At 71.2% G+C, this 24,997-nt stretch carries 26 protein-coding genes; 7 read left to right on the forward strand and 19 right to left on the reverse strand.

What is annotated here, in order from left to right; genetic code table 11:
- Positions 1-95 precede the first annotated feature (95 nt).
- Positions 96-899, forward strand: a complete 804-nt coding sequence (locus ACIP6U_RS35250) for an SDR family NAD(P)-dependent oxidoreductase (RefSeq protein ID WP_401726387.1) — start codon at positions 96-98, stop codon at positions 897-899.
- A 48-nt stretch (positions 900-947) separates the two neighbouring features.
- On the forward strand, positions 948-1,697 hold the full coding sequence (locus tag ACIP6U_RS35255; protein ID WP_401726389.1) for an SDR family NAD(P)-dependent oxidoreductase: 750 nt from the start codon (positions 948-950) through the stop codon (positions 1,695-1,697).
- A gap of 10 nt (positions 1,698-1,707) precedes the next feature.
- On the opposite strand, the gene ACIP6U_RS35260 is transcribed toward ACIP6U_RS35255, so the two are convergent.
- From ACIP6U_RS35260 to ACIP6U_RS35340, 17 genes are all read right to left on the reverse strand, one after another.
- Positions 1,708-2,760, reverse strand: coding sequence for an MBL fold metallo-hydrolase (locus tag ACIP6U_RS35260; RefSeq protein ID WP_401726391.1), 1,053 nt, complete (start codon positions 2,758-2,760; stop codon positions 1,708-1,710).
- Positions 2,757-4,289, reverse strand: coding sequence for a class I adenylate-forming enzyme family protein (locus ACIP6U_RS35265; protein WP_401726393.1), 1,533 nt, complete (start codon positions 4,287-4,289; stop codon positions 2,757-2,759). The genes ACIP6U_RS35260 and ACIP6U_RS35265 overlap by 4 nt, the downstream gene beginning before the upstream one ends.
- A 48-nt stretch (positions 4,290-4,337) precedes the next feature.
- Complete coding sequence (locus ACIP6U_RS35270) at positions 4,338-4,688, reverse strand: EthD family reductase (RefSeq protein ID WP_401726395.1); 351 nt, start codon at positions 4,686-4,688, stop codon at positions 4,338-4,340.
- A gap of 19 nt (positions 4,689-4,707) precedes the next feature.
- Positions 4,708-5,088, reverse strand: coding sequence for a hypothetical protein (locus ACIP6U_RS35275; protein WP_401726397.1), 381 nt, complete (start codon positions 5,086-5,088; stop codon positions 4,708-4,710).
- Complete coding sequence (locus ACIP6U_RS35280; RefSeq protein WP_401726399.1) at positions 5,085-5,435, reverse strand: nuclear transport factor 2 family protein; 351 nt, start codon at positions 5,433-5,435, stop codon at positions 5,085-5,087. The genes ACIP6U_RS35275 and ACIP6U_RS35280 overlap by 4 nt, the downstream gene beginning before the upstream one ends.
- 126 nt (positions 5,436-5,561) lie before the next feature.
- A complete protein-coding gene (locus ACIP6U_RS35285) occupies positions 5,562-6,188 on the reverse strand; it encodes a TetR/AcrR family transcriptional regulator (protein ID WP_019069538.1) in 627 nt (208 codons plus the stop codon).
- Positions 6,189-6,361: 173 nt separating this feature from the next.
- The gene (locus tag ACIP6U_RS35290) at positions 6,362-7,186 is read right to left on the reverse strand and encodes an enoyl-CoA hydratase/isomerase family protein (RefSeq protein WP_401726401.1); all 825 of its coding nucleotides are present in this window, start codon (positions 7,184-7,186) and stop codon (positions 6,362-6,364) included.
- Entirely contained in the window at positions 7,183-7,959 is a 777-nt protein-coding gene (locus ACIP6U_RS35295; RefSeq protein ID WP_401726403.1) for an SDR family NAD(P)-dependent oxidoreductase, read from the reverse strand. Before ACIP6U_RS35295 ends, ACIP6U_RS35290 begins: the two co-directional genes overlap by 4 nt.
- Entirely contained in the window at positions 7,956-8,765 is an 810-nt protein-coding gene (locus ACIP6U_RS35300; protein WP_401726405.1) for an SDR family oxidoreductase, read from the reverse strand. Before ACIP6U_RS35300 ends, ACIP6U_RS35295 begins: the two co-directional genes overlap by 4 nt.
- Entirely contained in the window at positions 8,762-9,976 is a 1,215-nt protein-coding gene (locus ACIP6U_RS35305; protein ID WP_401726407.1) for an acyl-CoA dehydrogenase family protein, read from the reverse strand. The genes ACIP6U_RS35300 and ACIP6U_RS35305 overlap by 4 nt, the downstream gene beginning before the upstream one ends.
- Before the next feature lie 12 nt (positions 9,977-9,988).
- Positions 9,989-10,957, reverse strand: a complete 969-nt coding sequence (locus ACIP6U_RS35310; RefSeq protein ID WP_401726409.1) for a phosphotransferase family protein — start codon at positions 10,955-10,957, stop codon at positions 9,989-9,991.
- Positions 10,954-12,165, reverse strand: a complete 1,212-nt coding sequence (locus ACIP6U_RS35315) for an acyl-CoA dehydrogenase family protein (protein WP_401726411.1) — start codon at positions 12,163-12,165, stop codon at positions 10,954-10,956. The genes ACIP6U_RS35310 and ACIP6U_RS35315 overlap by 4 nt, the downstream gene beginning before the upstream one ends.
- A gap of 17 nt (positions 12,166-12,182) precedes the next feature.
- A complete protein-coding gene (locus tag ACIP6U_RS35320) occupies positions 12,183-13,331 on the reverse strand; it encodes a thiolase family protein (RefSeq protein ID WP_401726413.1) in 1,149 nt (382 codons plus the stop codon).
- Positions 13,328-13,702, reverse strand: coding sequence for a Zn-ribbon domain-containing OB-fold protein (locus ACIP6U_RS35325; protein ID WP_401726415.1), 375 nt, complete (start codon positions 13,700-13,702; stop codon positions 13,328-13,330). Before ACIP6U_RS35325 ends, ACIP6U_RS35320 begins: the two co-directional genes overlap by 4 nt.
- A complete protein-coding gene (locus ACIP6U_RS35330; RefSeq protein WP_401726417.1) occupies positions 13,687-14,475 on the reverse strand; it encodes an enoyl-CoA hydratase/isomerase family protein in 789 nt (262 codons plus the stop codon). Before ACIP6U_RS35330 ends, ACIP6U_RS35325 begins: the two co-directional genes overlap by 16 nt.
- A gap of 92 nt (positions 14,476-14,567) precedes the next feature.
- A complete protein-coding gene (locus ACIP6U_RS35335) occupies positions 14,568-15,740 on the reverse strand; it encodes an acyl-CoA dehydrogenase family protein (RefSeq protein WP_401726419.1) in 1,173 nt (390 codons plus the stop codon).
- A gap of 62 nt (positions 15,741-15,802) precedes the next feature.
- Positions 15,803-16,597 (reverse strand): SDR family NAD(P)-dependent oxidoreductase, encoded by a 795-nt coding sequence (locus ACIP6U_RS35340; RefSeq protein ID WP_401726421.1) that lies wholly within the window; start codon positions 16,595-16,597, stop codon positions 15,803-15,805.
- Between the two features lie 60 nt (positions 16,598-16,657).
- Between ACIP6U_RS35340 and ACIP6U_RS35345 the strand changes: the two genes are divergently transcribed.
- The 5 genes from ACIP6U_RS35345 (at position 16,658) to ACIP6U_RS35365 (ending at position 24,061) form a co-directional block, all read left to right on the forward strand.
- Complete coding sequence (locus tag ACIP6U_RS35345; protein ID WP_401726423.1) at positions 16,658-17,737, forward strand: alcohol dehydrogenase catalytic domain-containing protein; 1,080 nt, start codon at positions 16,658-16,660, stop codon at positions 17,735-17,737.
- Between the two features lie 119 nt (positions 17,738-17,856).
- Positions 17,857-19,215 (forward strand): FAD-dependent oxidoreductase, encoded by a 1,359-nt coding sequence (locus ACIP6U_RS35350; RefSeq protein ID WP_401726425.1) that lies wholly within the window; start codon positions 17,857-17,859, stop codon positions 19,213-19,215.
- A 183-nt stretch (positions 19,216-19,398) separates the two neighbouring features.
- Entirely contained in the window at positions 19,399-20,268 is an 870-nt protein-coding gene (locus ACIP6U_RS35355; protein ID WP_401726427.1) for a branched-chain amino acid ABC transporter permease, read from the forward strand.
- A gap of 12 nt (positions 20,269-20,280) precedes the next feature.
- Positions 20,281-22,815 (forward strand): ATP-binding cassette domain-containing protein, encoded by a 2,535-nt coding sequence (locus ACIP6U_RS35360; RefSeq protein ID WP_401726429.1) that lies wholly within the window; start codon positions 20,281-20,283, stop codon positions 22,813-22,815.
- A 37-nt stretch (positions 22,816-22,852) separates the two neighbouring features.
- Positions 22,853-24,061, forward strand: a complete 1,209-nt coding sequence (locus ACIP6U_RS35365; RefSeq protein ID WP_401726431.1) for an ABC transporter substrate-binding protein — start codon at positions 22,853-22,855, stop codon at positions 24,059-24,061.
- A gap of 192 nt (positions 24,062-24,253) precedes the next feature.
- Here ACIP6U_RS35365 and ACIP6U_RS35370 read toward each other — a convergent pair whose 3' ends face one another.
- Both ACIP6U_RS35370 and ACIP6U_RS35375 read right to left on the reverse strand, forming a co-directional pair.
- Positions 24,254-24,505 carry a hypothetical protein gene (locus ACIP6U_RS35370; protein ID WP_401726433.1) on the reverse strand — a complete coding sequence of 84 codons (252 nt, stop codon included), beginning with the start codon at positions 24,503-24,505 and terminating at the stop codon, positions 24,254-24,256.
- Between the two features lie 128 nt (positions 24,506-24,633).
- Positions 24,634-24,792, reverse strand: coding sequence for a hypothetical protein (locus ACIP6U_RS35375; protein WP_401726435.1), 159 nt, complete (start codon positions 24,790-24,792; stop codon positions 24,634-24,636).
- Between the last annotated feature and the right edge of the window lie 205 nt (positions 24,793-24,997).

Consider the following 24,997-nt stretch of genomic DNA (forward strand, 5'->3'; position numbering starts at 1 on the left):
GCCCGAGCCTTGTCGCCCGCACCCTCGCGAACCTAGACTCAAGTCGATTGAAGCGAATTCAATTCATATTCCAGGATGCACGCGGGAGCGAACTCATGTCAGGCGTTCTGAGCGGCAAGATCGGCCTGGTCACCGGTGCCGGGCAGGGCATCGGGCGGGCGATCGCCGTGGAGATGGCCCGGCAGGGCGCGTCCGCGGTGGCCGTCGCCGACCGGACCGCGGAGACCGCCGCCGAGACCGCCGACCTGGTGCGCGCCGCCGGGGCGGAGGCGGAGGTGATCGTCTGCGATCTGCGGGTGCGGGACGACATCGCGCGCATGGTGACGCGTACGGCGGAGCGCTTCGGTGGACTCGACGTCCTGGTCAACAACGCCGGCGTGATCGAGACCGCGTTCACCACCGCACCCGACCGTGGCGTCGACGCGCTCCCCGAGGAGGTCTGGGACGCGGTCTACGAGGTCAACCTCAAGGCGGTGTGGCTGGCGACCAAGTTGGCCGCGCCGTATCTGCGCCGCTCACGACGCGGTCCCGCCATCGTCAACACCGCCTCCGTCTCCGGCCTCACCGGTTTCCCCAACGCCCCCGCCTACGGCGTCACCAAGGCCGGTGTCATCCATCTGACCAAGGTCACCGCGGTCGACCTCGCCCCGGTGCGCTGCAACTGCTTCTGTCCCGGTGTCATCGACACCCCGCTCGCCCAGGACCACTTCGCCGCGGCGAAGGACCGTGACGCCATGGAACGCGAGTTGACCGCACCCCAGTTGGTGGAGCGCCTCGGCCGCCCGGAGGAGGTCGCCAGGCTGGCGTGCTTCCTGGCCTCCGACGACGCCGCCTTCATCACGGGCTCGTCGTACGTGATCGACGGCGGCGCCCTCGCATGGCTCGGCGCGCGGGACTGAGGCCCGCCACAAGGCATTTGACGCCCCATCACGACATGAGGAGATCCGATGCAGCCCAGACTGGCCGGGAAGACGGCACTGGTGACCGGTGCCACGGGAGGCATCGGCGACGCCGTGGTGCGCAGGCTCGCGGCGGAGGGCGCGGCGGTCATGGTGACCGACCTCGACGCCGACCGCTGCGAGAAGCTCGCCGGGGAGGTCGGGGGCGGCGCCCTCGGGATGGCCCTGGATGTCGCGGACGAGTCGGCGTGGCGCGAGGTGGTCGGCGCGGCGACCGCAGCGCTGGGCGAGCTGAACGTGCTGGTCAACAACGCCGGGATCGCCACGATGCACACGGTCGAGAGCGAGACCATGGACTCCTGGGAGCGGGTCCTCGGTGTGACCCAGACCGGTGTCTGGCTCGGCATGAAGCACGGCGGCCCGTCCATCGAACGCTCCGGTGGCGGTTCGATCGTCAACGTCGCGTCGATCTTCGGCACGGTCGGCGGCTTCGGCGCCCAGTTCTCGTACCACGCGGCCAAGGGCGCCGTACGTCTGATGACGAAGAACGCCGCGCTGCACTGGGCTGAGCGCGGGGTGCGGGTGAACTCACTTCATCCCGGTTTCATCGAGACGCCCCGGTCGCGTGAACTGTGGCGGGACACGCCCCGGTTGACCGCGATGGTGGAGGGGACGCCGCTCGGCCGGCTGGGCACGCCCGAGGAGGTGGCGGCCTGTGTGGCCTTCCTCGCCTCCGACGACTCAAGCTTCATGACCGGGTCCGAGCTGTACGTCGACGGGGGCTGGACGGCGCGGTGAGCGGCTGGCTCTAACCGAGCGTCGCCGTGTACCGGTTGACCCCGTCGGACTGTGCACGCAGGGCGTGCCCGCGGTCCGCCAGCACGTCCAGGTGCGCCGCCGTCTCGTTGACGGCGAGCATCCGGTCGAAGACACCGAGGTCCGTGAAGGGCACCTTGCGCCGGGTCCAGCCGAGGTCCCCCGCCACCTCGTACGCGGTGCGGGCGCGGTCGCCGAGGACGGTCAGCGCCTCGGCGAGGCGGTCGTCGTGGTGGGCCAGCAGCTCACCGACCCGGGCATGGACGCTGTCGCCCACCGGGCCGTGCGCGGGCAGCAGCCGGGCGTCCGCGAGCGTGGTCATGAGGTGCAGGGAGTCGAGGTAGTCGCCCAACGGCAGTGCGGGTCCGCCGAGTTCGAAGCCGATGGACGGGGTGATGTGCGGCAGGACGTGGTCCCCCGAGAACATCAGCCCCCGGGCCCGGTCGAGGTAGACGACATGGCCCTGGGTGTGGCCCGGCGTCGGGATCACCGTCAACCGCGCTTCCCCGAACCGGAGTTCCTCCGCGTCCAGCCAGCGGTCCGGCGCCTCCCAGACGCTCGCGTCGAAGTCGCCGTCGTACATCGCGTCGACCCGCTCGGCGAGTTCGTGGGCCCCGGCCCGGCGCAGTGTCTCCAGCGAGCCGACCGGCCGGTCCGTCCGCAGTTCCCCCAGCAGTTCCAGGCCGCGCCGCTCCCCCGCGCCGAGATGGACGCGGGAGCCGAGCAGTCTGCGCAGTTCGACGGCCTGGGTGTAGTGGTCGCGGTGGATGTGGGTGACCAGGACGTGGTCGATCTCGCCGAGATCGTGGCCGAGCTCGGCCAGGGCGTCCTCGAGTGCCTTGCGGGACTCGGGGATCGACCAGCCCCCGTCGATCAGGACCAGGCCCTCCGTCAGCCCCTCCAGCACGTAGACATTGACGGCCCGCAGTCCGTCCTCCGGCAGCGGGAGGGGGATGCGGTGGACCCCGGGCCGCACGGTCTCGGGCCCCGGCTGCGCCCAACGGCCGCGATCGAGGCGGGGAGTTCGGGTCGTGGGCGTGGTCATTCATCTCCCTGACGATGCGGTTCAGGATGCGCGGCGAGCCCCGCGTGCAGGTCGCGGGCGATTCTGCGGGCTCCCGACCGGTCGAGCTTGCCGACGGTGGTCTGGGGCAACTCGCCGACGGTGAAGGCGAATTCGGGCCACTTGGCTTTGGACAGCCCGGTGTGGGCGAGGTGTTCGGTGATCTCGCCGAGGCCGAGTTCGGCGTGGCCGTCCTCCACGACGACGAGCACGGCGGCGCGTTCGCCGAGGAGCGGGTCCGGTACGGGGGTCACGCAGGCGCGGGCCACCGCCGGGTGGGTGGCGACGGCTCGTTCGATCTCGGTGATGTCGAGGTTGCGTCCGCCGCGGATGATGACGTCCTTCTCCCGGCCCATGACGGTGATCGTGCCGTCCTCACTGGTGACCAGCAGGTCGCCGGTGGGGAAGTAGCCGTCCGGGGTGAGGGCCGGCGGTTCGACCTTGCCGTCCCGGGCGTAGCCGAGGAAGAGGGACGGGCCGCGGACCTGCGCCCGGCCCGTCACACCGGGCCCGAGCTGGGTGCCGTCCGGGGCGACGGCCCTGAGGTCGGTGCCGGGGAAGGGCCGTCCGTCGCGGCCGAGGCGGATCTCCTCGGGGTCGTCGGGCCGGGGCGAGGTGTGCCCGAGACATTCCGACATACCGAAGACACGCAGGATCCGCGTCCCCAGGGAGCGTTCGGCGCGGGCGAGGGCCCCGCGGTCCATGGGGCCGCCGCCGACGGTGATCGAACGGACCCCGTCCAGGACCTTGGAACCGGCCGCGGCGGACCCCATCTGGAGGGCCATGGTGGGCACGCACATGGTCCAGCGGACGTCGTGGGCGGCCATCCGCGCGAGCGCCTCCTCGCGGTCCCAGCGGCCGGACAGCACGAGCGGTCCGCCGAGCAGGAGCGCGAGGCCGACGCCGAAGCAGTAGGCGGCGGTCGAGGAGAGCGGGACCACGGCGGCGACCGCGTCGCCGTCGCGCAGGCCGTTGACGCCGATGGTGCAGCGGCACGCGTACCGCAGGGCGCTCTCGGACTGGACGACGCCCTTGGGCCGGCCGGTGGAGCCGGAGGTGAGGCCGATCAGCGAGCCGACGGACCAGCGGGAGACATCGCGCGGGCCGGGTCCGGCGCGGACCGTCCACCCGTCGAGGGCCTCGGCGGTCACCGCGTCCGGCAGGGCCGCGACGCCTCCCCACTCCTCGACCGCGGACGGTTCGGCGATCAGGACGTCGGGGCGGATGTCGGCCACCGCGCCGGCGAACTCGGCGCGGGTCGTGTGCCGGTTCACCAGGGCCAGGACGCCCCCGCTCAAGCCGACGGCGAGGGTCGCCGCGAGGGTGCGCCAGGAGTTGTCGGCCTGGAGGAGCACCGTGCCGCCGGGCGTGCCGTCCGGGTTCATCGCCTCGGTCAACTCGGTTGCCCGCCGCAGGAGTTCACGTGCGCCGTGCGGTCCGTGGTCGTCGACGACGGCGGTGAAGTCGGCCTGTTCGGAGCGGTCGTAGAACTCCCGCGCTGTCTGTCGCATCCACTTCCTCGCCTCGTTGCGAAGGGGGCACTCCGGGTCGGCCCGGTCTCACGCCCCGGTGTGCTCGGTCCGCTGTGCCGGGTCGGCGTACAGTTCCGCCTCGCCGCCCATGACGGCGATCCGGCGTCCGCGCATGTCGCCGACCTGGGCGACGGCCGCCGCCCACTCCGGGCTGGCCAGTGCGGTGCGCAGGTCCTCGGGGGTGTCGAAGCCCAGGACGGAGAGCCCGTCCCAGCCCTCCGAACGCGGTTCGAGGGCCGCGTCGAGGTCGGTGTGCCGCCAGGACCTGAGTCCGGGCAGGCGCCGGGTGAGGTCGGCGTGTTCACCGCGCCACCAGTCGATGAACCGTTCATGGGTCCACTCGGGCGGCCGGGCGGCCAGCAGAACGAGGTTGTACATCGCGTCTCTCCGTGTCTCCTCAGGTGAACAGGACGGCGGGTGAGCGCCCGATCAGCAGGTGCCGCACCCGGCCCCGCTCGTCCAGCCGGGCACAGGCCACAAAGGTCGCCTCCGGCTCACCCGACCTGCGGACCTCGCCGAGGTACAGCTCGTCCCGGCCGACGACGGATCCGGTGAGCAGGTGGTGCGTACGGACGCCCACCTCGCGCTGGGCGAGATAGCCCTCCATCTCGGCCCGGCCGCCATGGAAGTCGGTGCCGGCGTCGCCGCCGGTGGAAAACAGGATGGAGAAGGAGAAGTCGTCGCTGATCAGGTCGAGGATCCGGTCGGCGTCGGCACTGTCCAGGATCCCGAACCAGGTGGTCAGGAAAGGCGCGGCGGACGCGGTCGGGGCGCTCACGGCCGGTCCACGAGGTCGAAGTCGGGAGTGAAGAAGGACTGGTAGCGCGCCATCAGCCCGCCGGGCGACACCTGCGCGGCGGACAGGAACGCCCCGCTCGTCACCCCTTCGTCGACGACGAAGCCGTACGCCGTCTCGACGTCGCCGTCGACCGAGTACCGCACGATCTCGTGCGTACGGTCCACCGCGTTCCGTCCCGCGATGTAGCCGGCGAAGTCCGCGCGGGACGTGCCGGTCCGGCCGCCGCCCGGCAGCGCGATCAGGAACCGGAAGTCGGGTTCCAGGAGTTCGAGGGCCTTTTCGGGGTCCTGGCCGTCCATTCTGGCCATGTATTCGCGAAGCACCATCGCAGATCATTCTCCCTCAGCATCACGGTCCGACACCAAAGCGTCCACTATCAATAAACAACCTGAGTTCAGTTCAGTTTGACTGTAAGACGGCATCCCCGCCCCCGACAAGGGGCGGGGCGAGGGCTATTCGGCGACCATCCGCACCACACACCCCTCGATCATCTCGCTGATCTCCGACAGGGGGATCGCCCCGGTCGGGCGGTACCAGCGCCAGACACTCACGATCATGCCGAGGACGGAGAGGCCGAGGGTGTGGGCGTCACGGAGCGGGAACGCACCCTTGGACATGCCGCGCATCAGCAAGCTCGTCCAGTCCCGCTCGACCATCTGGACCAGCTGGCGGGCCGCGACGCGCTCGGTCTCCTCGCGCTTGGACTTCCGCGGGGTGGCGAGCAGGGACATGTTGGCCTGGAGGATACGCATCTGGCGGATCTCCTGCTCGGTGACCGCGAAGGCGGACCGCACCGCCGCGCGCACTTCTTCCACCGGGTCGGTCTCGTCCTTCGTGGCCTCGACGAACTGGTCGTGGGAGCGCTGGAGTTCGAGCCGCATGATGGTGAGCAGGCAGTGGGCCTTGGACTCGAAGTAGTGGTACAGCGCGGTCTGCCCGATGCCGACGCGGTCGGCCACCTCCGACCACTTGGTGTTCTCGTACCCGTCCTCCCCGAACCGCTCCACGGCAGCCACGAGGATCGCCCCGCGCTTCGACCGCGGCCCCTCCTCCGGATCCACGATCCGTGCCCTCGCCATCGCCACTCCCTCTCCTGCACACCCGAAACCGATCGCCGTCCGGCCCGTCCGAGAGTAGACCCAAGTTCAAGTCGGCTACGAATCGAAGATCGACGGGGGTTCGCCGGCTCACCGTGTGCCGGGCGGGGCGGGGCGGCCTTCGACGAGGCTGCCGTTGTCCGGTCCGGTGGGCCTCAGCCGGACCGGGGCGGCGACCGATCCGCACCGGCCCCCTCCGTCCCGCACCCGGCGAAGTCGGCCCGCCGGCCCGCCAGAAACGCCGCCACGCCCTCCCGTCCCTCCCCGGACGCCGCCGCGGCGCCCAGCTGACGGGCCTCCGCGTCGAGGTGTTCGTGGAGGTCGGCGGTGAGCGCCCGGTCTACCAGCCGCCGGGTCGCGCCGTACGCCTCCGTGGCCCCGCGTGCCAGTGCACCCGCCACCCGCATGGCTTCCTCGTTCAGCCGATCCGGCGCCACGACCCGGCCGACCAGGCCCATGCCCAGCGCCTCGGCCGCCGTCACGCGCCGGTTGGTCAGCAGCAGGTCCATCGCCCGGCGCGGTCCGACGAGCCGGGGCAGTGACCAGCTGACTCCGGCGTCCGGCGTGTATCCGATCGCGGTGTACGCGGCCGTGAAGTGTGCGTCCGTCGCCGCGAGGCTCACGTCCGCCGCCGCGACCAGTCCGAGGCCGGCCCCCGCGACAGCCCCCTGCACGGCGACCACCAGCGGGGCGTCCAGCCCGGCGAGGAGCCGCAGCGCCGCGTGCAGCGCGTCGGTCACGTCGGTGAGGTGCACAGCCAGCCGTTCGCCCGGCAGTGCGGCGAATTCCTTCAGGTCGCCGCCGACGCAGAAGGACCGTCCCCGCCCGGTGAGCAACACCGCCCGCACCCGCGCCTTCTCGCACTCCATGGCCGCGTCCCGCAGCGCCCTGGCCATCGCCAGGTCGATCGCGTTGCCCGACCCGCGGCACATCTCGACCCGGGCCAGCCCGTAGCCGTCGACCTCCGCCGTGACCCTCATCGCGCCGTCCATCCACCGTCCACGGTGAGCACGTGCCCGGTGCAGTACGAGGACGCGTCGGACGCCAGGTACAGCAACGCCCCGTCCAGCTCCCCCTGTTCACCGCCGCGCCCCAGCATCGTGCCGCGCTCGACCCAGCGCCGGGCGCGCTCGTCGGCGAACAGTTCGTCGGTCATCTCGGAGCGGAACCAGCCGGGCGCGAGCGAGTTGACCCGCACTCCCGACTCCCCCCACTGTCCTGCGAGTTCACGGGTCAGTCCGACCAGTCCCGCCTTGGAGGCCGCGTAGGCCGCGCCGCCGAGCGGAGCCCCCGAGACCAGGCCGAGGACGGACGAGACGTTCACGACCGAGCGGGTCGTACGAGCGTGGTCGCGGGCCGGGGCCTCCGCCAGCAGCCGCGCGAGATGGAAGGGCGCCACCAGATTCACGGCCAGTACGTCCGTGAAGGCGTCGGCGCTCTCGTCCTCGGCGCGCACCGAGCCGGACATGCCGGCGTTGTTCACCAGGACGTCGACACGGCCGGTCTCGTCGAACGCCGCCTCCATGAGCCGCACCCGTTCCTTCGCCCGCGAGACGTCACAGACGACGGGATGGATGCGCGGGTCCTCGTCGGCCAGTTCCTTGAGCTTCTCCAGCCGCCGGGCGGCGGCCAGCACGGTGGCGCCCGCCGACGCGAGCACCAGGGCGAACCGGGCGCCGAGCCCGGACGACGCCCCGGTGACCACGGCGGTCCGGCCGTGCAGCGAGAACAGGTCCGCGACCGGCCGGCTCACTGCTCGACCCCGATCGGCAGCACGGTCGCCCCGCCGTCCAGGACCAGCGTCTGCCCCGTCATCCAGGACGAGGCCCCGGACGCCAGGAAGACGGCCGCGTGTGCCACGTCCTCCACCGTGCCGAGTCTGCGCAGCGGCAGTCTCGCGGTCAGGACAGGCTCTCTCGGCTCCCACACGGCCCGGGCCAGTTCGGTCTTGATCAGCCCGGGTGCGATCGCGTTCACGCGCACCAACGGGCCCAGTTCGTAGGCGAGTTGACGGGTCATGTGCAGCATGGCCGCCTTGGTGGCGTTGTACCAGCCGATGTGCGGGTCGACGATCAGCCCGCCGACGGACGCGATGTTGACGACCGCTCCCCCGTGTGCGGCCATCCACGCCCGCCAGGCGTACCGGGTCCAGGCGACCATGCCGTACTGGTTGACGCGTACGGTCTTCTCCGCGCGCGGCAGGTCGAGGTCGAGGAGGTCGCCCATGTAGGGGTTGGTGGCCGCGTTGTTGACCAGGATGTCGAGGCGGCCGAAGCGGGACACGACCTCCTCGACGCAGCGCTCGGCGTCCTCGGGCTCGCCGGCGTTGGCGACCACCTCGTGCACCTCGCCGTCGCCCTTGACCCGCAGCAACTCCTCGCGGGCGGCGGCCAGTCCGTCCGGTTTGCGGGCGGCGATGACCACATGCGCGCCCGCCTCCCGGTACGCCTCGGCGATCCCGAGGCCGATACCCCGGGAGCCGCCGGTGATCACGGCGACCCGGCCGCCGAGTGCCTGCCGCCCGTACAGCGAGTGTCCGTCCGCTTCGTGTCCGTTCACGCCGACTCCCCGGGATACTTGGCCAGTTCACGTCGCGCGACCGTCCGCAGATGCACCTCGTCCGGTCCGTCCGCGATCCGCAGGGCCCGGGTGATCGCGTACAGCCGCGCCAGTACGGTGTCGTCACTGACCCCGGCCGCTCCGTGTGCCTGGACGGCCCGGTCGACGACCCGGTGGGCCACCTCCAGCGCGGCCACCTTGATCGCGGCGACTTCGGTACGGGCCGCCGCGTTGCCCTGGGTGTCCATCAGCCAGGCCGACTTGAGGACAAGGAGCCGTAGTTGCTCGATCTCGATCCGGCTGCGGGCGATCCACTCCCGGATCACGCCCTGCTCGGCGAGCGTCCCTCCGAAGGCGCTGCGGTTCAGGGTCCGCCGGCACATCAACTCCAGGGCCCGTTCGGCGAATCCGACCGCACGCATCGCGTAGTGCATGCGCCCGGGCCCCAGCCTCCCCTGGGCGAGGGCGAATCCCTCGCCCTCGCCGACCAACAGGGCCGACACAGGGACCCGTACGTCCTCGAAGAGCACGTCGCCGTGGCCGCACCGGTCGGTGTATCCGAACATCGGCAGGTCACGCAGCACGGTGATCCCGGGGGTGTCGCGCGGGATCAGCAGCATGCTCTGCTGCCGGTACGCGGGCGCGTCCGGGTCGGTGACCCCCATCAGGATGATCAGCCGGCAGTCCGGGTCGAGGATCCCGGACGTGTACCACTTGTGGCCGTTCACGACGTACTCGTCGCCGTCGCGAGTGATGCGGGTACGGATGTTGCGCGCGTCGGAGCTGGCGACCTCGGGCTCGGTCATGGCGAAGCAGGAGCGGATCTCGGCGGCCAGCAACGGGCGCAGCCAGCGGTCCTGTTGCTCGGCCGAGCCGAAGAGGGCGAGCAGTTCCATGTTGCCGGTGTCGGGGGCGGAGCAGTTGAACACCTCGGGGCCGATGATCGAGCGTCCGGCGAGTTCGGCGAGCGGTGCGTATTCGAGGTTGGTGAGGCCGGCGCCCTGATCGCCGTGTGCGAGGAAGAGGTTCCAGAGGCCGTCGGCGCGCGCTCTCTCCTTCAACTCGCGCATGATGGGCGGCAGTTCGTGCGGGTCGGCGGCCTCGGCGAGCTGCCGGTCGTAGACGTCCTCGGCGGGCAGGACGTATGCGTCCATGAACGCGGCCATGCGCGAGCGGAGTTCGTCGGCCTTCGGTGAGAGTCCGAAATCCATGATGGTGCTCCTTCAGGACCGTCGAGCGAGGAGGTCGCGCGCGGTGCGGATCATCGCCGCGATCGTCGGCGGCAGCCGCTCCTGGTCGGGGTCGTGGTGCTTCCCCTCGCGGTGTCGTCGCAGGTTGTGGCCCATGACCGCGGCCATCTTGGTGCGGGCCAGCGCACGGAACCAGTCGAGGTCGGGAGGCTCGGGCCGGCCGTCGAGATAGGCGGCGAGCAGCTCGTCCTCGCCGGGCAGACCGGGGACGGCACGGCCGAGCCGGGGGAAGTTGCGGTGGTCGGCGAAGAGGAGGAACCAGCCGAGGTCGATGCGCGGATCGCCGTAGCCCCAGATCTCCCAGTCGACGACCGCGGCGGGTCGTCCGCCCTGGCACAGGACGTTGCCGAGGCGGAAGTCGCCGTGGGTGAGGGCGGGTTCGATGCTGCCGGGGATCGCGGTGGTGAGGGCGGTGAGCAACTCATCACCGCCTGGCCGGAGTTGCTGCGGTACGGCTCGCATGGTGCGACTCCAGCGTTCCAGCTCACCCGCGGGGAGCAGAGGTTCACCGCCCCCCACCTCGGTCCGATGCAGCTCGCGCAGCACGGGGGCCAGGGCCAGCATCCGTGTCCGGCACAGTCCCGGGTCGAGGCGGTGTTCGTCGAGGACGGGCTCGATCGCCTCGCCGTCGATGAACTCCATGGCGAACCAGGCCGGTTCGGTCTCGTCGACGGCGATCACGCCCGGCACGGGTACCGCTGATCGGGCCAGGGCGCGCAGCACCCGGGCCTGGCGCAGCACGTCGTTGCGGCCGACGGGGCGCTGACCTGGCGGCACCGCCTTCACGACGTACGAGAGCGGTCCGGCCGTGACGCGGAAGGTGAGCCCGGAGTGGCCGCCGGGCAGAGTGCGCAACTCGCCGACGGGCGTGCCGGGATGGCGTTCCGCCAGGCGTGCGCGGACCCGGGCCGCGAGTGCGGTCATGTCGGTCGTGGTGGTCAACGTCCCGCCCCTTTCGGTTCCTTGGGCAGGCCCAGGACCCGCTCCGCCAGGATGGTGCGCTGGATCTCGTCGCTGCCGCCGGCGATGCGGTAGCCCGGTGCGCCGAGCAGGTGCTCGGTCCAGGCGTACGTGCCCCACTCCCCCGTGTCGGCGGCCAGGCGCGGCCCGAGGAGTTGCTGGACCAGGTCGGTGGTGGCACGCATGGTCGCGGTGGCGTGGAGTTTGCCGACCGAGGCCTCGGCGCCGGGTTCGCGGCCGGCGGCAAGCGCCGCCGTGACGCGCAGGGCGATCAGCCGCTGTACCAGGGCGCGAACGAACAGGTCGGCCGCCTGCTGCTGTTCGCCGCCGGTGAGCGGGCGGGGCAGGTGCCGGGCGAGTTCGAGGGCGCGCTCGGCGTTGTCCAGTCCCAGGCTTCCGGAGTCGAGGCGCTCGGCGGCGAGCACGGTGAGGGTCACCCGCCAGCCCGCGCCGACGGGCCCGAGCCGGTCGGTGTCGGGCACGAACACGTCGTCCAGATAGACCTCGTTGAAGCTGGCGCCGCCGGTCATCTGGCGGATGGGCCGTACGGTCACGCCCGGTGCGTCCATGCGGACGAGGAAGACCGTGATGCCGGCGTGCTGGGGCACGGTGGAGTCGGTGCGGCAGACGGCGACACCCCAGGTGGCGACCCGGGCGCCGGAGGTCCAGATCTTGTGGCCGGTCAGCGTCCAGCCGTCGTCGTTCGGTACGGCCCGGGTGCGGACGGCGGCAAGGTCGGAGCCGGCCTCCGTCTCGGAGAACAGTTGGCAGGCGAGTTCGTCGGTGCGGAGCATCGGGCGCAGCCAACGCCGTCTCTGTTCGTCGGTGCCCCAGATCCGGATCGCGGGTGCCACGAGCTGCTGGGTGACCGGGAAGATCTCGGTGCGCTTCGGTACGTCGAAGCCAGCTTCCTCGGCCCGGTACAACTGCTCGTAGTACGAGGGCAGTTCGCGTCCGCCGTACTCCGGGGGCCAGCCGATCGCGCCCCAGCCCTGGTCGTACCGGGTGCGTTCCCAGGCGCGGGTCCGGTCGGTGTGGGCGCGTTCCTCGGCCTCGGTCCAGTTCTCGAAGACGGCCACCGAGTCGTCGCCGCTGCCCCATTCCCGGTGTGCGGCGCGTGCCGTCGCCGCGCCCTTCAGCCAACGCCGGGCGTCGGCACGGAACTCGTCGGGGTCGGGTATGCCGTCCATGGCGGTCCCTCCTCCTTTCAGCGGGTCAGCACGGTGCAGGCGCTGACGCCGGGCGCCCCGTAGACGTGGGTGAAGCCGGTCGCCGGATCGCCGGGCACCTGGCGTTCGCCCGCCCGGCCGCGCAACTGCTGGACGATCTCGTGGACTTGACGCAACCCGGAGGCCCCGATGGGCTCGCCGTTGGCGATGCAGCCGCCGTCGGTGTTGACGGGCAGCGACCCGCCGATGCCGGTCGCCCCGAACGGGATGAGCGACTCCTGGTCGCCGTGTACGCAGAACCCGCACTCGGCCATGTGCATCACCTCGGCACCGCTCTCGGTGTCCTGCAACTGGCACACGTCGATGTCACCGGGCCCCAACCCGGCCTCCTCGAAGGCGAGTCGGGCGGCGTCGGCGGTCACGCTCGTCGGTGTCCCAGTCGGCGCCCAGGGGCTGAACACCTCGAAGGAGCCGAACCGCCGGGTCCGTACGACCGCCGCGCGCAACGCCACCGGCACACCGCCGAGTCGGCGGGCCACCGCCCGGCTGCACAGGACCAGGGCGACCGCACCCTGGCCCGGCGAGCAGAACATGTACCGGGTGAGCGGGTCGTTGACCATGCCGGACGCGAGGATCTCGGCCGCGTCGAGCGGTTTGCGGCGCCAGGCGTGGGGGTTGAGCACTCCGTTCGCGTACGCCTTCTCTGCGACGAGGGCGAGGGTGCGCGGGCTGATGCCGTAGTCGTGCATGTATCGCTGGATCTTCATGGCGAAGAACTGCGTGGTGACCATCAGCCCGTCGCGGCCGTAGGCCTCGTCGAGCCCCCAGTCGGCGGGCCGCGGATCGAAGGCGCCGCGCGGGTGCTTGTCGAAACCGACGGCGAGGGCCACGTCCGCCGCCCCGGACCGGATCGCGTTGACAGCCGAGACGAGCGCGCTGCCGCCGGTCGCGCAGCCGTTGCGCACATTGGTGAACGGGACGCCGGTCAGGCCGAGTTCGGCGACCAGGGTGTCGGCGTTCCCGGCCGCGTCGCTGCCGCCGTAGGCCGCGCGCACTCGAGTCCACGGCAGTCCGGCGTCGGCGAGGGCGGCCCGTACGGCCCGCACGGCGAGTTGCCGGCCGCTCTCCTCCGTGCGGGCGAAGGAGGTGATTCCGGCCCCGCAGACCAGGACTTCCCCGGCGGTCACAGGACGGCTCCGGCGGCCCTCGGCACCCCGTCGCCGGCCGCGATCGTCAGCGGCATGCCGATCTCCGCGTCCTCGGGCCGGATGTCGAGGACCGCCAACACCCGCACGCCTTCGGGCAGTTCCACGTACCCGACGGCGAACGGCGTGAATCCGGCGACGGGCGGGGCGTACGGCGGCGACTTGGGCGCGTACCGCTGCACGGTCCAGGTCCACAGCGTGCCCGTACCGGAGAGCGCGACCGGCTCGGCCGGGCCGCCGCAGCGCGGGCAGGCCGGGTCGGCGGGGTAGGTGGCCACCGCGCAGTCGGCGCACCGGGAGCCGCGCAGCCGGTTCCCGGCCGCGGTCTGCACGGCGGTCAGCGGCCCTTCCACTGCGGCTCCCGCTTCTCCAGGAAGGCCGACACACCCTCCGCCGCGTCCTCGGAGTTGAGCATCACGCCGACCGCGAGGTGCTCCATGACCATCAGCGACTGGATGTCGGCGTCGAGACTGCGGTCGATGGTCATCTTGGTGATCCACATGGTGAACGGGCTCTTGTCGACGAGCTGGTCGGCGAACTCCTCGACCGTAGCGTCCAACTTGTCCGCCGGCGCGGAGGAGTTGATGAGACCGAACTCGGCGGCCTCGACCCCGGTGAGCAGCTTGCCGGTGAGCATCAGCTCCTTGGTCTTGCGGACGCCGATCATGCGCGGCACCCGGTAGATGGGACCGGCGCCGCCGAACAGGGCGCGGCGGATGTGGAAGTCGCCGATGAGGGCGTCGTCCGCGGCGATCGCGAAGTCGCAGGAGATCATCAACTCGAAGCCGCCCGCCGTGACATGGCCTTCGAGGACGGCGATGGACGGGGTCTTCATCGAGTAGAGCCGGTCGCAGACCTTCGCCGACAGGACGGCGACGTCGATCGCGTTGGACCTGCCCACGAACTCGGCCTTGAGGCTGTCCAGGTCGAACCCGGAGCAGAAGGTGTTCCCGCGTCCGCGCAGTACCAGCACGCGCAGTTCGGGGTCGGCGTCGACCTCGGTGATGATCTCGTCCAGCCGGTTCAGGATCGGCACGGTCACGCAGTTCTTCTTGTGCGGGCGGTTCAGCCAGACCCGCGCCACCTGTCCGTCGCGCTCGAACTGGATCTCGTCTTCGACTGCCATGAGCTCCTCCAAACTGAACTGAATTGAGTTTGATTCTGTGGGCGGACGGTTGCCCCTGTCAATGGATCGGGAGGCGATCGGCCGGGAAGCGATCAGCGGGCGAGGCCGAGCAGTCCGGCCAGGCGCAGCCGATGGTCGTCACTCGTCCCGAAGAGCGCCTCGTCGGCCCGCGCCCTGCGCACATACAGATGGGCCGGGTGCTCCCAGGTGAAGCCGATTCCGCCGTGGAGTTGCACGTATTCCGTGGTGGCGAGCCGATAGGCACCGGTGCACACGACCGCCGCGGCGCCGGCGGCGAGCGGCAGTTCCGGCGACGCGACGGCGAGACAGGCACTGGCATACGCGGAGGCCGACCGCGCCCCCTCGATCTCGACCAGCAGGTCGGCCAGCCGGTGCTTGACCGCCTGGAACGAGCCGATCGCCCGCCCGAACTGGGTCCGCCCGGAGACATGGCCGAGCAGGGCGTCCAGCGCATGCCCGCTGCCACCGACGTGCTCGGCGGCCAGGCCCACCCGCCCGGCGTCGAGCACGCCCGCGACGACTCCCGCCGCCTGCCCGTCCTCGCCGACCGGCTCGGCCCGCGCTCCCCGGAAGCGGACCAGCGCCTGCCGCCGCGTGGGATCGAGGACCCGCCGGGCCGTACGGTCGCAGGTCGCACCGTCCGGCTCACAGGCGAACAGCCGCTCCCCGTCCGGCGCGCGGGCCATGACCAGCAACAGATCAGCGCCCTCTCCGTCGGGCACGAAGTCGGCTTCGCCGCGCAGCACCCACCCGTCGGGGCCACGCTCGGCGGTCACCGCGGCGGGGTGCAGGAATCCGACGACCGTCGCCGTGAGCCCGCCGGAGGCGATCTCCGGCAGCCATCGCGCGCAGGCCCGCCGATCGCCGCTCGCCAGCAGGGCGTGCCCGGCGAGGACGACGGCGGTGAGCAGCGGCGCGGGACACACCACCCGCCCCAACTCCTCCAGGGCGACGGCAAGTTCGGCGTACGTGTACCCGGCGCCGCCGTACTCCTCGGGCAGCGCGAGCCCCTGCACCCCGATCTCTCCGGCCAGCCGCTCCCAGAGCACCTGGTCATATCCGCGCGAGCTTTCGACCTGCGCGCGAACGCGCTCAGGCCCACAACACTGGCCGAGCAAGTCCCGTAGAACTGACCGTAGTTGAAGCTGCTCGTCGGTCTCCGACAGCACTTCGGGACCAACATCGAGCTGAAACATCCGAACCTCCCTGAACGAGACGCATCCATGGGGCGCGGGCTGTGACATCGTGCGGCTCCGCCGCGCCGACGCAACCGTCAACCCGCGTTGGACAAGCAGGGGTTGGGCTCTCAGACCGTGAACCGCCCGCCATTCGCAAGCACCACCGCCCCCACCAGGTTCGCCGCTTCCTCACTCACCAGAAACAGGGCGACATCGGCGATCTCCTCCGGCGTCGCATAAGCACGCACCCCGGGCTCGGCGAACCCGCGGCGAAGCGCCGCAGGTGTCCGCGCCGCCATCCCCGTCTCCGTCGGCCCGGGCGCCACCGTGTTGACACGGACGCCGAACGCGATCGCCTCCTTGGCGACCGACTGAGTCATGGCATGCGCGCCGGCCTTGGAGGCCGCGTAGTGCGGATAGCCGGCCTGGGTGTCGAAGGCCGAGGACGAACCGACCGTGACGACCGCCCCGGACCGGCGCGGCACCATGACCCTCAGCGCCGCACGCAGGACATGGAACGTGCCGTCCAAGTTGACCCGCATCACGCGTCGCCACGCGTCGTCGCCGAGCCGCTCCGTGACCTGCGGCGATCTGCGCGAGACCAGTGCCTCGGCGATCCACTCCTTGGCCACGGGGTCGTCGACTCCGGCCGCGTGCACCACGATGTCGAGTCGCCCGTGCCGCCGCGCGACCTCGTCGAAAGCCCTGTCGACCAGGGCCGGTTCGGCCACGTCGAGCGTCAGCGGGTGCGCTCGTGGCAGTCCGTTCGCGACGGCCTCCGACGCCGGGCCGTCCACATCCGTGACGAGGACGTCGGCACCCTGTACGGCGAGTCGCCGGGCGACCGCCGCGCCGATACCGGATCCCGCACCCGTGACAAGCGCGATCCGCCCGTCGAAGCGCCCCGCGCGCTCACCGCTCATGCACGGCCACCACCTCTCACCATCTCCTGAACTGACTTCATTTTTGTTACTGTCGCAGGTATGTCAACAGGCAGTGCGAGAGCGCGAGCGGTCCGGCTGACCGGTTGGGGCACCCCTCCGGCCCTCATCGAGGTGACACACCCCACCCCCACGGACGAACAGGTCCTGATCCAGGTGGAGGCGGCCGGCCTCTGCCGTTCGGACCTCCATGTCATCGACGCCGGACCGGGAGCCCTCCCCTACCGGCTCCCGTTCACGCTCGGGCACGAGGTCGCGGGCCGGGTGCTGCGACGCGGCCCGCTGGCGACGGGACCGGCCGTCGGCGAACGTGTGATCGTCTACGGCCCCTGGGGCTGCGGGAGTTGTGCGCGCTGCGCGACCGGGGCGGAGAACTACTGCGACCGGCGCCCGGCCCTGGACGCCGACCGTGCCGGTACGGGGGCGGGACTCGGGCGCGACGGCGGGATGGCGGACCTGCTGCTCGTACCGTCCGGGCGACTGCTGGTCCCGGTGGGCGACCTGGACGCCGTACAGGCGGCACCCCTCTCGGACGCCGGCCTGACCGCGTACCACGCCGTGACCATGGTCCGGCGCACCCTGGGCGACGGCGCGGGCACCCATGTGGTGGTCCTCGGGGTCGGCGGCCTGGGGCATCTGGCCGTCCAGATCCTGCGGGCCACGACGGACGCGCGGATCCTGGCCGTGGACGTGCGCGAGGAACCGCTCGCCCTCGCCGACGAGTGCGGCGCCCACTTCGGCACGCTGCTGCGGCCCGACACCGCGCGGGTCCTGCGGGACCGGACCGGCGGCGTCGGAGCGGTGGCGGTGCTCGACTTCGTCGGCAGCCGGTCCAGCCTGGAGCTCGCGGTCGCGGTGCTGCGGGCCGGTGGCGAACTGGCCGTGGTGGGCAGCGGCGGCGGGGAGCTGGCCGTACGCAAGCCCGGTGTGCTTCCGCCCGGAACGCGCATCTCGCTGCCGTTCTGGGGGACGCTGCCCGAGTTGGCGGCGGTCGCCGCTCTGGCGCGGGAGGGCGCACTGACGGTCGGCGTCGAGCGGTTCGCGCTCTCGTGCGCGGCCGAGGCGATCGACCGGCTCCGGTCAGGCACCGTGCGGGGGCGTGCGGTCCTCGTGCCCGACTGACTGCCCGTGCGGCCGAAACCCGTACCACTGCATCCCGTCTCATCCACCCTCTCGACTCCAGAAGTGAGTTCAATTAGCGTCGCATTCAGGTCAGCGACACGGAAGTGGTGGGAGCCGTTATGGACGCGGAGACAGTGGATCTGCTGGTGATCGGCGGTGGCATGGCAGGTCTCTCGGCCGCCGCCCGGGTGGCCGCCGAGGGCGGCTCGGTGGTGCTGGTGGAGAAGGCGGAACGCACCGGTGGTTCCGCGCGCTTCGCCGGTTTCGTGTGGACGACTCCGACCGTCGAGGAGATGCGGCGGGTCAATCCGGACGGTGACCCGGAGCTGGCCACCGCCCTTCTGGACGGGTTCACCGACGGCGTGGCGTGGATCCGGTCACTCGGTGTGGACTGTCGCCCGCCGGTGCCGGTGCTCGGCTTCGGCCGGGGCCATCAACTCGACACGAACCACTATCTCGACACGTGCGAGCGGCTGATCCGCGACCGCGGCCAACACCTGTTCACCGACACCTGGACCAAGTCCCTCGTGGCGGAGAACGGCGTGGTCAAGGGCGCGGACGTCGTACTGCCGGACGGAACCCCGCGCCGCATCTCGGCCACCTGGACCCTGCTCGCGACCGGCGGCTTCCAGGGCGATCCGGAGCTGCGCGCCGAACACATCCATCCCCGGGCCGCCGACATCGGGCTGCGGGCCAACCCGCACAGCCGGGGCGACGGACTCGCGCTCGGACGGACCGCGGGCGCGGCGTTCGGCAAGAAGGACGCGGGGTTCTACGGCCATCTGATGCCGGCCGGTGTCCCACTGGCCGACCCGGCGCGCTTCGTGGACCTGGCGCTCTACTACAGCGAGCACGCCCTCCTGTTCGACACCAGCGGCGAGCGGTTCGTCGACGAGACGGTCGGGGACCACCTGACCACCATGGCCCTGCTCGAACGACCGCAGGCGCGCGGCCTGTTGGTGGCCGACGCGCGGGTGCACCGGGAGTGGATCAGCGCGTCGTACGTGGCGGGCATCCCCGGTGTGGACAAGTTCCAGCTGTGCCATCGCGCGGGCGCCCGGTGCGCGGTAGCGGACAGTCTGGAGGACTTCGCGTCGATGCCCGAGGAGTGGGGTTATCCCGGTGCGGTGATCCGCGACCGGATCGAGGAGTTCAACGCCCTCGTGGACACGGACGGCGGCCCGGTGCCCGGCCGTCTCCTCGATCGACGGCCGCTCGACGAACCGCCGTTCTACGTCGTCGAGGCGGCCCCGGCGATCACGTTCACCTTCGGCGGTCTGCTGATCGACGCCGGGGCACACGCGCTGTCGGCCACCTCGGACGGGCGGGTGCCGGTCCCGGGCCTGCTGGCGGCCGGGGCCGACGCGGGCGGCCTGTACCGGCGCGCCTACGCGGGCGGTCTCGCCCCCGCGCTGGTCTTCGGCCTGGCGGCGGCGCGCACCGCGCTCGCCGGCACACCGTCGACCACCGGGCACTGAAGCCCGAGGCGCTGGGACACCGAGACACCAAGGCCCCCGCACAAATCCCGTGCACGAGGCTTGCCCCTCCGGTGCGACAGTGCCTAGCTTACTGAAGTGAGTTCACTTTAACTCCAGGCTCCGTGAGGTGATCATGCTTCTCGCACATGTGGCGCGAACGCGCTCTTCCCCGAGGGAGGGACTGTGAGTCAGTTCCTGCTTGTCCTGGTGAGCGGTGTGGCCAGCGGGGCCGTCTACGGCCTCATGGGTCTCGGGCTGGTCATCATCTACCGGGCCACGGACGTCGTGAACTTCGCGATGGCGTCCCTCGCGACCCTGGGCCTGTACGTGGCGCTCTCGCTGCACGACCGCGGCGTGGCCACGATCCTCGGCGTCCTCGCCGCCGTCGTGATCACCGTGGTGGCGGGCCTGCTCGTCCGTGAGACGGTCATCCGGCCGCTGGGACAGGGACAGTTGTTCTCCGCGCTCGTCGTCACGATGGGCGTATCCCTGATCGCGGAGAACGTGGCCGGATCCGTCTGGGGCGACCAGCCCAAGTCCTTCCCCAGCCTGGTCGGCGGGACGGTGCGATGGTCGGGGGCCGCGGTGCCGACCCAGAGCCTGCTGACGATCGGCGTCGCCGCCGTGGCGATGGCGCTGGTCGGCTACCTCTTCGCGCGCACCACGCTCGGCTCGGCCATGCGCGCCGCCGCCGAGTCGGCGGAGACCGCCCGCGTGGTCGGCCTGAGTTCGCAGCGGCTGGCCCGGATCTCCTGGGCCCTCGGCCTGGGCCTGGCCGCCCTCGCCGCCTGCCTGTACGCACCCCGGTCAGGCCTGGTGCCCACCGCACTGGTCGCACCGCTCTTCCGGTCCTTCGCCGGTATCTTCCTGGGCGGTCTGACCAGCATGTACGGCGCCGTCCTCGGCGGGCTGACCATCGGCGTCCTGGACAACCTCGCGGCGAACTACGTCTCCGCCAGCTTCCGGGACACGTTCGTCTTCTCCTTCACCGTGCTGGTGCTGCTGATCCGCCCGCAGGGCATGTTCGGCACCCGCACCTTCCAACGGGTCTGAAGGGTCGTGTCCATGGTCTTCAACCGTTCCCTCCTGGCACGGGCCGCGCTGGGCCCGGCGGCCGGCGCGGTGCTCATGGCGTTCATGGCCTCCGGCGCGATCCCCGCGTACCAGATGTACTCGGTGGGGCTCGCGGCCGTGTACACGATCGTCATCCTCTCGGTCGGCCTGCTCGCCGGCTGGTCCGGCATCTGGTCGGTGGGCCATCCCGCGTTCTTCGCCATCGGCGCCTACTTCGCCGCGTACGGCAGCGGTCACGGCTGGTCGCTGGAGACGGTGGCGCTCGGCGCGATCGCCGCCGGAGCCGCGCTGGGCGCCTTCCTGGGGTACGCGGGTGCCAGGTTCTCGGTGCTCTACATCGCCCTGCTGACCCTCGCGTTCACCACGGTGACCCTGGAACTGATCAACCGCTGGAGCAGCGTGACCGGCGGCGACCAGGGCGTACCGGTCATCCAGCTGCGCAGTTCCCTCGGCTTCGGCACCCTCGCGGGCGGCGGCACCGAGACCCAGTACCTCGCGGTCGGCGCCGCGGCCGTCGTCCTCGCGCTGGCCGTACCGGCCGCCGCCTCCGGACTGCGGATGCGCCTGGTGGCCGCCAAGTCCCATCCCCTGGCGGCCCGTACGATCGGCATCGCGCCGGAGGCACAGTCGGCGCTGTCGTTCGCGGTGAGCGGGGCGTGCACCTGCTTCGCGGGCGTCCTGCTCGGACTGCTCACCGGGTTCGTGAGCCCGGACCCGTTCTCCCTGACGTTCGGCATCTCGCTGATCGCGGCCTGCGTGCTCGGCGGGGTCAGCACGATCGTCGGAGCCGTGGCCGGCGGTGTCTACCTGACCTGGAACCCCTCGCTCTCCTCCGCCGTGGGACTGCCCCAGCCGGTCGTGCAGGGCCTCGTGCTGATCGCGGTGCTGCTCTTCCTGCCGGGCGGAGTCGTGCCGTTTCTCGGCAGGCTCGCGGGCCGCGTCCTGCACCGGACGGATGCCTACCGCACGTCACCGTCCGCGGATTCGGCGGATCCCATGTCTCCGCCGCCCCCGTCCGACGCCACCGGCGACGGACCCGAACTGCTGCGCCTGGAGCACGTCTCGGTCTCGTACGGCGGGCTCAAAGCCCTGGAAGATGCTTCACTGACGCTCCGTCAGGACGAGATCCTGGCGGTCATCGGACCCAACGGGGCAGGAAAGACAACCCTGTTGAACGCCCTGTCCGGGCTGACCGGCAACGGCCGGGTGAGCGGGACCGCCGACTTCGCCGGGCAACCGTTGCTGGGCGCCAGGGCGACCGCGCGACGGCGGCTGGGCATCGGCCGTACGTTCCAGCACGCGGAGGCGTTCTCCGAACTCACCGTCGCGGAGAACGTGTTGTGTACCCGGCGCCGGATCACGGCCGGGCACCGGGCCGATGTCACGCGGCTGCTGCACTCTGTCGGTCTCGCGGAGGTGGCCGAACGCCGCCCGGCAGAACTGCCGTTCGGCCTCCAGAAGCGCCTCGACCTGGCGCGCGCCATGGCCGAGCGGCCGAAGCTGCTGATCCTGGACGAGCCGTTCGGCGGCCTCGACGCGGGCGAACGGGCGCTGCTGGCAGGGCACATCAGGCGGCTGCACGCGGACGGCACCGCCGTGCTGGTCATCGACCACGTCCTCGACGACCTGTTCTCCGTCGCACACCGGGTGCTCGCGTTCGACTTCGGGCGCACGATCGGCGAGGGCACCCCGGACACCGTGCTCAAGGACCCGAAGGTGCGGTCGTCGTACCTGGGAACAGTCGACGGCAGGACCCGGCCGCCCGAGCACGTGGGCGAGCGGAGCATGATCCGGCTGCACGGGGTGGGCCACACCTACGGCGGAGTGGTCGCCCTCCGGGGCATCGATCTCACTGTCCGCCAGGGAGTGGTGCTCGGCGTCGCCGGAGCCAACGGAGCGGGCAAGAGCACTCTGGCCGGCATCCTGCACGGATCACTCGAACCCACCCGTGGGGAGCGGCAGTTGGGCGGTGTCGTCCGCACCAGCCTGGCACCGGAGGGCCGGGCCCTGTTCAAGACGCTGTCCCTGCGCGAGAACCTCGAAGTCGCCGCGTACGCGGCGGGCATCACCGGTGCGCCGTTGCGCGAACGGATGGACGAGACCGTCCAGTGGCTGCCGGCGCGGCTGCGCGACCGGCTCTCCGCCTCAGCCGGCGGACTCTCCGGCGGGGAGCAGCAGATGCTCGCCATCGCCCGCGCCCTGATCGTCGCGCCCGACGTCCTCATCGTCGACGAACCCGCACTCGGGCTTGCCCCCGCCCTCGTCGACGAGGTGTACGACCGGCTGGCCAGGCTGGCCCACGAGGGGCTGACCGTCGTCCTGCTCGAACAACTCCTCAGCCGCGCCATGTCCGTGTGCCACGAAGTGGCCGTACTGCACGAGGGCGTCGTCGCGGCCCAAGGGCGGCCCGGCGACCCGGAGTTCGCGGCCCTGGCGGAATCGGCCTACTTCAGCGGCGGCCACAGCCAGGCCGCCCCACCCGTCCCGCCCGCGGCGGCCGACGCGCGGACTTCCCCGGTGAACTGACAGCCCGTACCGAACTCCGTACTGAACGAGGTGGACCGTGTTCCGGACCCAGAGAAAACTCCGCCGCGCCACGGGCGCGATGGCCGTCCTGGCCGCGGTGGCACTCACCGCCAACGCCTGCGCCGGCCAGGACTCCGCGACTGCCGGTGGCAGCTCCTCCGAAATCCACATCGGCGCGTGGCTTCCCCTCACGGGCGCCACCGCGACGTACGGCGTGGGGGAGAAGGCGGGCGCCGACGCGTACTTCAAGATGGTCAACGCCCAAGGGGGCGTCAACGGCCGCAAGATCAGGTGGACCGTCAAGGACAACGCGGCCGATCCGCAGCAGACCGTGCAGATCGCCCGCGAACTGGTCGGCCAGGACAAGGTCGTGGCCATCGTCAACGCGAACGGCACCTCCCAGGCCGAAGCGGCCTTCCCCTTCGTCCTCAACCAGTCCAAGGTGCCGGTCCTCAACGAGGTGGGCGGCACCGAGTCCTGGTACAAGCCGCCGCGCACCGGCCTGTTCGGCACGCAGACCCTCTACGAGGACCAGGCGGCGGCGATCGCCGCGTGGGCGGTGCAGGACGGCGCGAAGAAGATCCTCGTGGTCCACAGTGACCCGGCCGCGTTCGTCAACGTGGCCAAGCAGGTGGAGCCCGTAGCGAAGAAGGTCGACTCCTCGGTCGAGGTCGACCAACTGCCGGTGAAGTATCAGACCACCGACTACACCCCCGTGATCAGCAAGGTGAAAGCCGCGAAGACCCAGGCGGTGGTCCTGATCCTCACCTCGCCGGAGGCCGCCACCTTCCTCAAGGAGGCCAAGCTCCAGGGTCTGTCCCTGCCCACCTACGCCTACGCGCCGGTGGCCGCCGAGTCGACGATCGCGCTGGCCAAGGACGCCGCCGAGGGCCTCAAGGCCGTACAACTGGTGAAGGCGCCCTCCGACAACGACCCCGCGGTGAAGGAGTTCCGCACCGCGATGGCCAAGTACGAACCCGGTCAGGACGCCGGGTTCCTCGCGCTGTGGGGATGGAGCAACGCGAAGGTCTTCGCCGAGATCGCGAAGACCATCAAGGGGCCCGTCACCTCCAAGGCCCTCACCGCGGCGTACGAGAAGGCGTCCTCGGTGGACCCCGGGGTGTCACCGGTGATGAAGTTCAGCGCGAGCGATCACCTCGGCACGCGCAGTGTGCAGCGCGTGGTCGTGAAGAACGGCGTCTGGACGTCCGTCGGCGACTTCTACACACCTCCGGCCCGCGACTGAGGGTTGTCCGCGCCGGCTTGCCGCCCGCTCGTATTGCGGCCGACGCAGTGGCTGGGGTCAGCGGGCGCGCTCCATCAACGGACGGGGGTCCGATGCATCGGAATCTGTGCCGTCAGGCATTTCCGTCGTCCGCCGGCTCACGCGATCGCCCAACACCTTTGATGTCGCCACGGCTCATCCGGACAAGAGCCGTCAGCTGCCGCGCCCGTGCCGGCAAAGGGTCGTCCCCCTGCTGCCGGTTGCCCTTCGCCGGGTCGCTGCCGTCAGGGATAGCGTCCGCCCCACCGACCGGCCGGTGCACCAAAAGCTCGACCGACAGAAGCAAGGCAACAGCAGAAAAGCCAACCACACGGCACCCCGTGCGCGACGCGTCCGAAGCCCTGAAGGCTTCAGCAGGCCGACCGTCGCCAAGAGGAGTAGCCCGTCCACCGACAGCGGCCACAACGAGGCACTGGCCGTGTCTGCTCCACCCTGGCGGGCGAACTCCCGTTGATGTACCTAAGAGGCGTACGCAGCCACTCCTGCTACAACCAGAGCGCAGAGTGGACGGATCCAGCCATAGGTCCGGCTCATCAGCCCAGGTAGAAGCCCTCGTCCTTCTCGTTGGGCTGCAGCGGTGCAAACTGCCGCAGTTCGCTATCCCGGATCATCCACATGCGGAAGAACCCCTCCTCCTGATCCATAACCAGGAGCTGTACCAGGTTCGGCTCGCACCACGGCATCTCGAACACACGCTACTTGAGGGCGTCGAGGTCGGCATGGTTCATAGCACCCGCCCACACCTCGCACTCGGGGTGCTTCCAGCCACCCCATTGGTTGGTCTCAGGACTCGTGAGCGGCTTCAAGAAGCCGACCCCATAGACCTCCGGTTGAGCACGACGAGGGGCACCCGTCCGCAGCCACTCGCTCAACGCCTCCACACTTGCGCTGTCAGCC

This window comes from Streptomyces sp. NPDC088794 (genome assembly GCF_044750545.1).
Classification (GTDB): Bacteria; Actinomycetota; Actinomycetes; order Streptomycetales; family Streptomycetaceae; genus Streptomyces.

Coding starts and splice junctions, on each gene's coding strand:
- ACIP6U_RS35250 (WP_401726387.1), top strand. CDS start 96: ATGTCAGGCGTTCTGAGCGGCAAGATCGGCCTGGTCACCGGTGCCGGG.
- ACIP6U_RS35255 (WP_401726389.1), top strand. CDS start 948: ATGCAGCCCAGACTGGCCGGGAAGACGGCACTGGTGACCGGTGCCACG.
- ACIP6U_RS35260 (WP_401726391.1), bottom strand. CDS start 2,760: ATGACCACGCCCACGACCCGAACTCCCCGCCTCGATCGCGGCCGTTGG.
- ACIP6U_RS35265 (WP_401726393.1), bottom strand. CDS start 4,289: ATGCGACAGACAGCGCGGGAGTTCTACGACCGCTCCGAACAGGCCGAC.
- ACIP6U_RS35270 (WP_401726395.1), bottom strand. CDS start 4,688: ATGTACAACCTCGTTCTGCTGGCCGCCCGGCCGCCCGAGTGGACCCAT.
- ACIP6U_RS35280 (WP_401726399.1), bottom strand. CDS start 5,435: ATGGTGCTTCGCGAATACATGGCCAGAATGGACGGCCAGGACCCCGAA.
- ACIP6U_RS35285 (WP_019069538.1), bottom strand. CDS start 6,188: ATGGCGAGGGCACGGATCGTGGATCCGGAGGAGGGGCCGCGGTCGAAG.
- ACIP6U_RS35290 (WP_401726401.1), bottom strand. CDS start 7,186: ATGAGGGTCACGGCGGAGGTCGACGGCTACGGGCTGGCCCGGGTCGAG.
- ACIP6U_RS35305 (WP_401726407.1), bottom strand. CDS start 9,976: ATGGATTTCGGACTCTCACCGAAGGCCGACGAACTCCGCTCGCGCATG.
- ACIP6U_RS35315 (WP_401726411.1), bottom strand. CDS start 12,165: ATGGACGGCATACCCGACCCCGACGAGTTCCGTGCCGACGCCCGGCGT.
- ACIP6U_RS35330 (WP_401726417.1), bottom strand. CDS start 14,475: ATGGCAGTCGAAGACGAGATCCAGTTCGAGCGCGACGGACAGGTGGCG.
- ACIP6U_RS35335 (WP_401726419.1), bottom strand. CDS start 15,740: ATGTCACAGCCCGCGCCCCATGGATGCGTCTCGTTCAGGGAGGTTCGG.
- ACIP6U_RS35340 (WP_401726421.1), bottom strand. CDS start 16,597: ATGAGCGGTGAGCGCGCGGGGCGCTTCGACGGGCGGATCGCGCTTGTC.
- ACIP6U_RS35345 (WP_401726423.1), top strand. CDS start 16,658: ATGTCAACAGGCAGTGCGAGAGCGCGAGCGGTCCGGCTGACCGGTTGG.
- ACIP6U_RS35350 (WP_401726425.1), top strand. CDS start 17,857: ATGGACGCGGAGACAGTGGATCTGCTGGTGATCGGCGGTGGCATGGCA.
- ACIP6U_RS35360 (WP_401726429.1), top strand. CDS start 20,281: ATGGTCTTCAACCGTTCCCTCCTGGCACGGGCCGCGCTGGGCCCGGCG.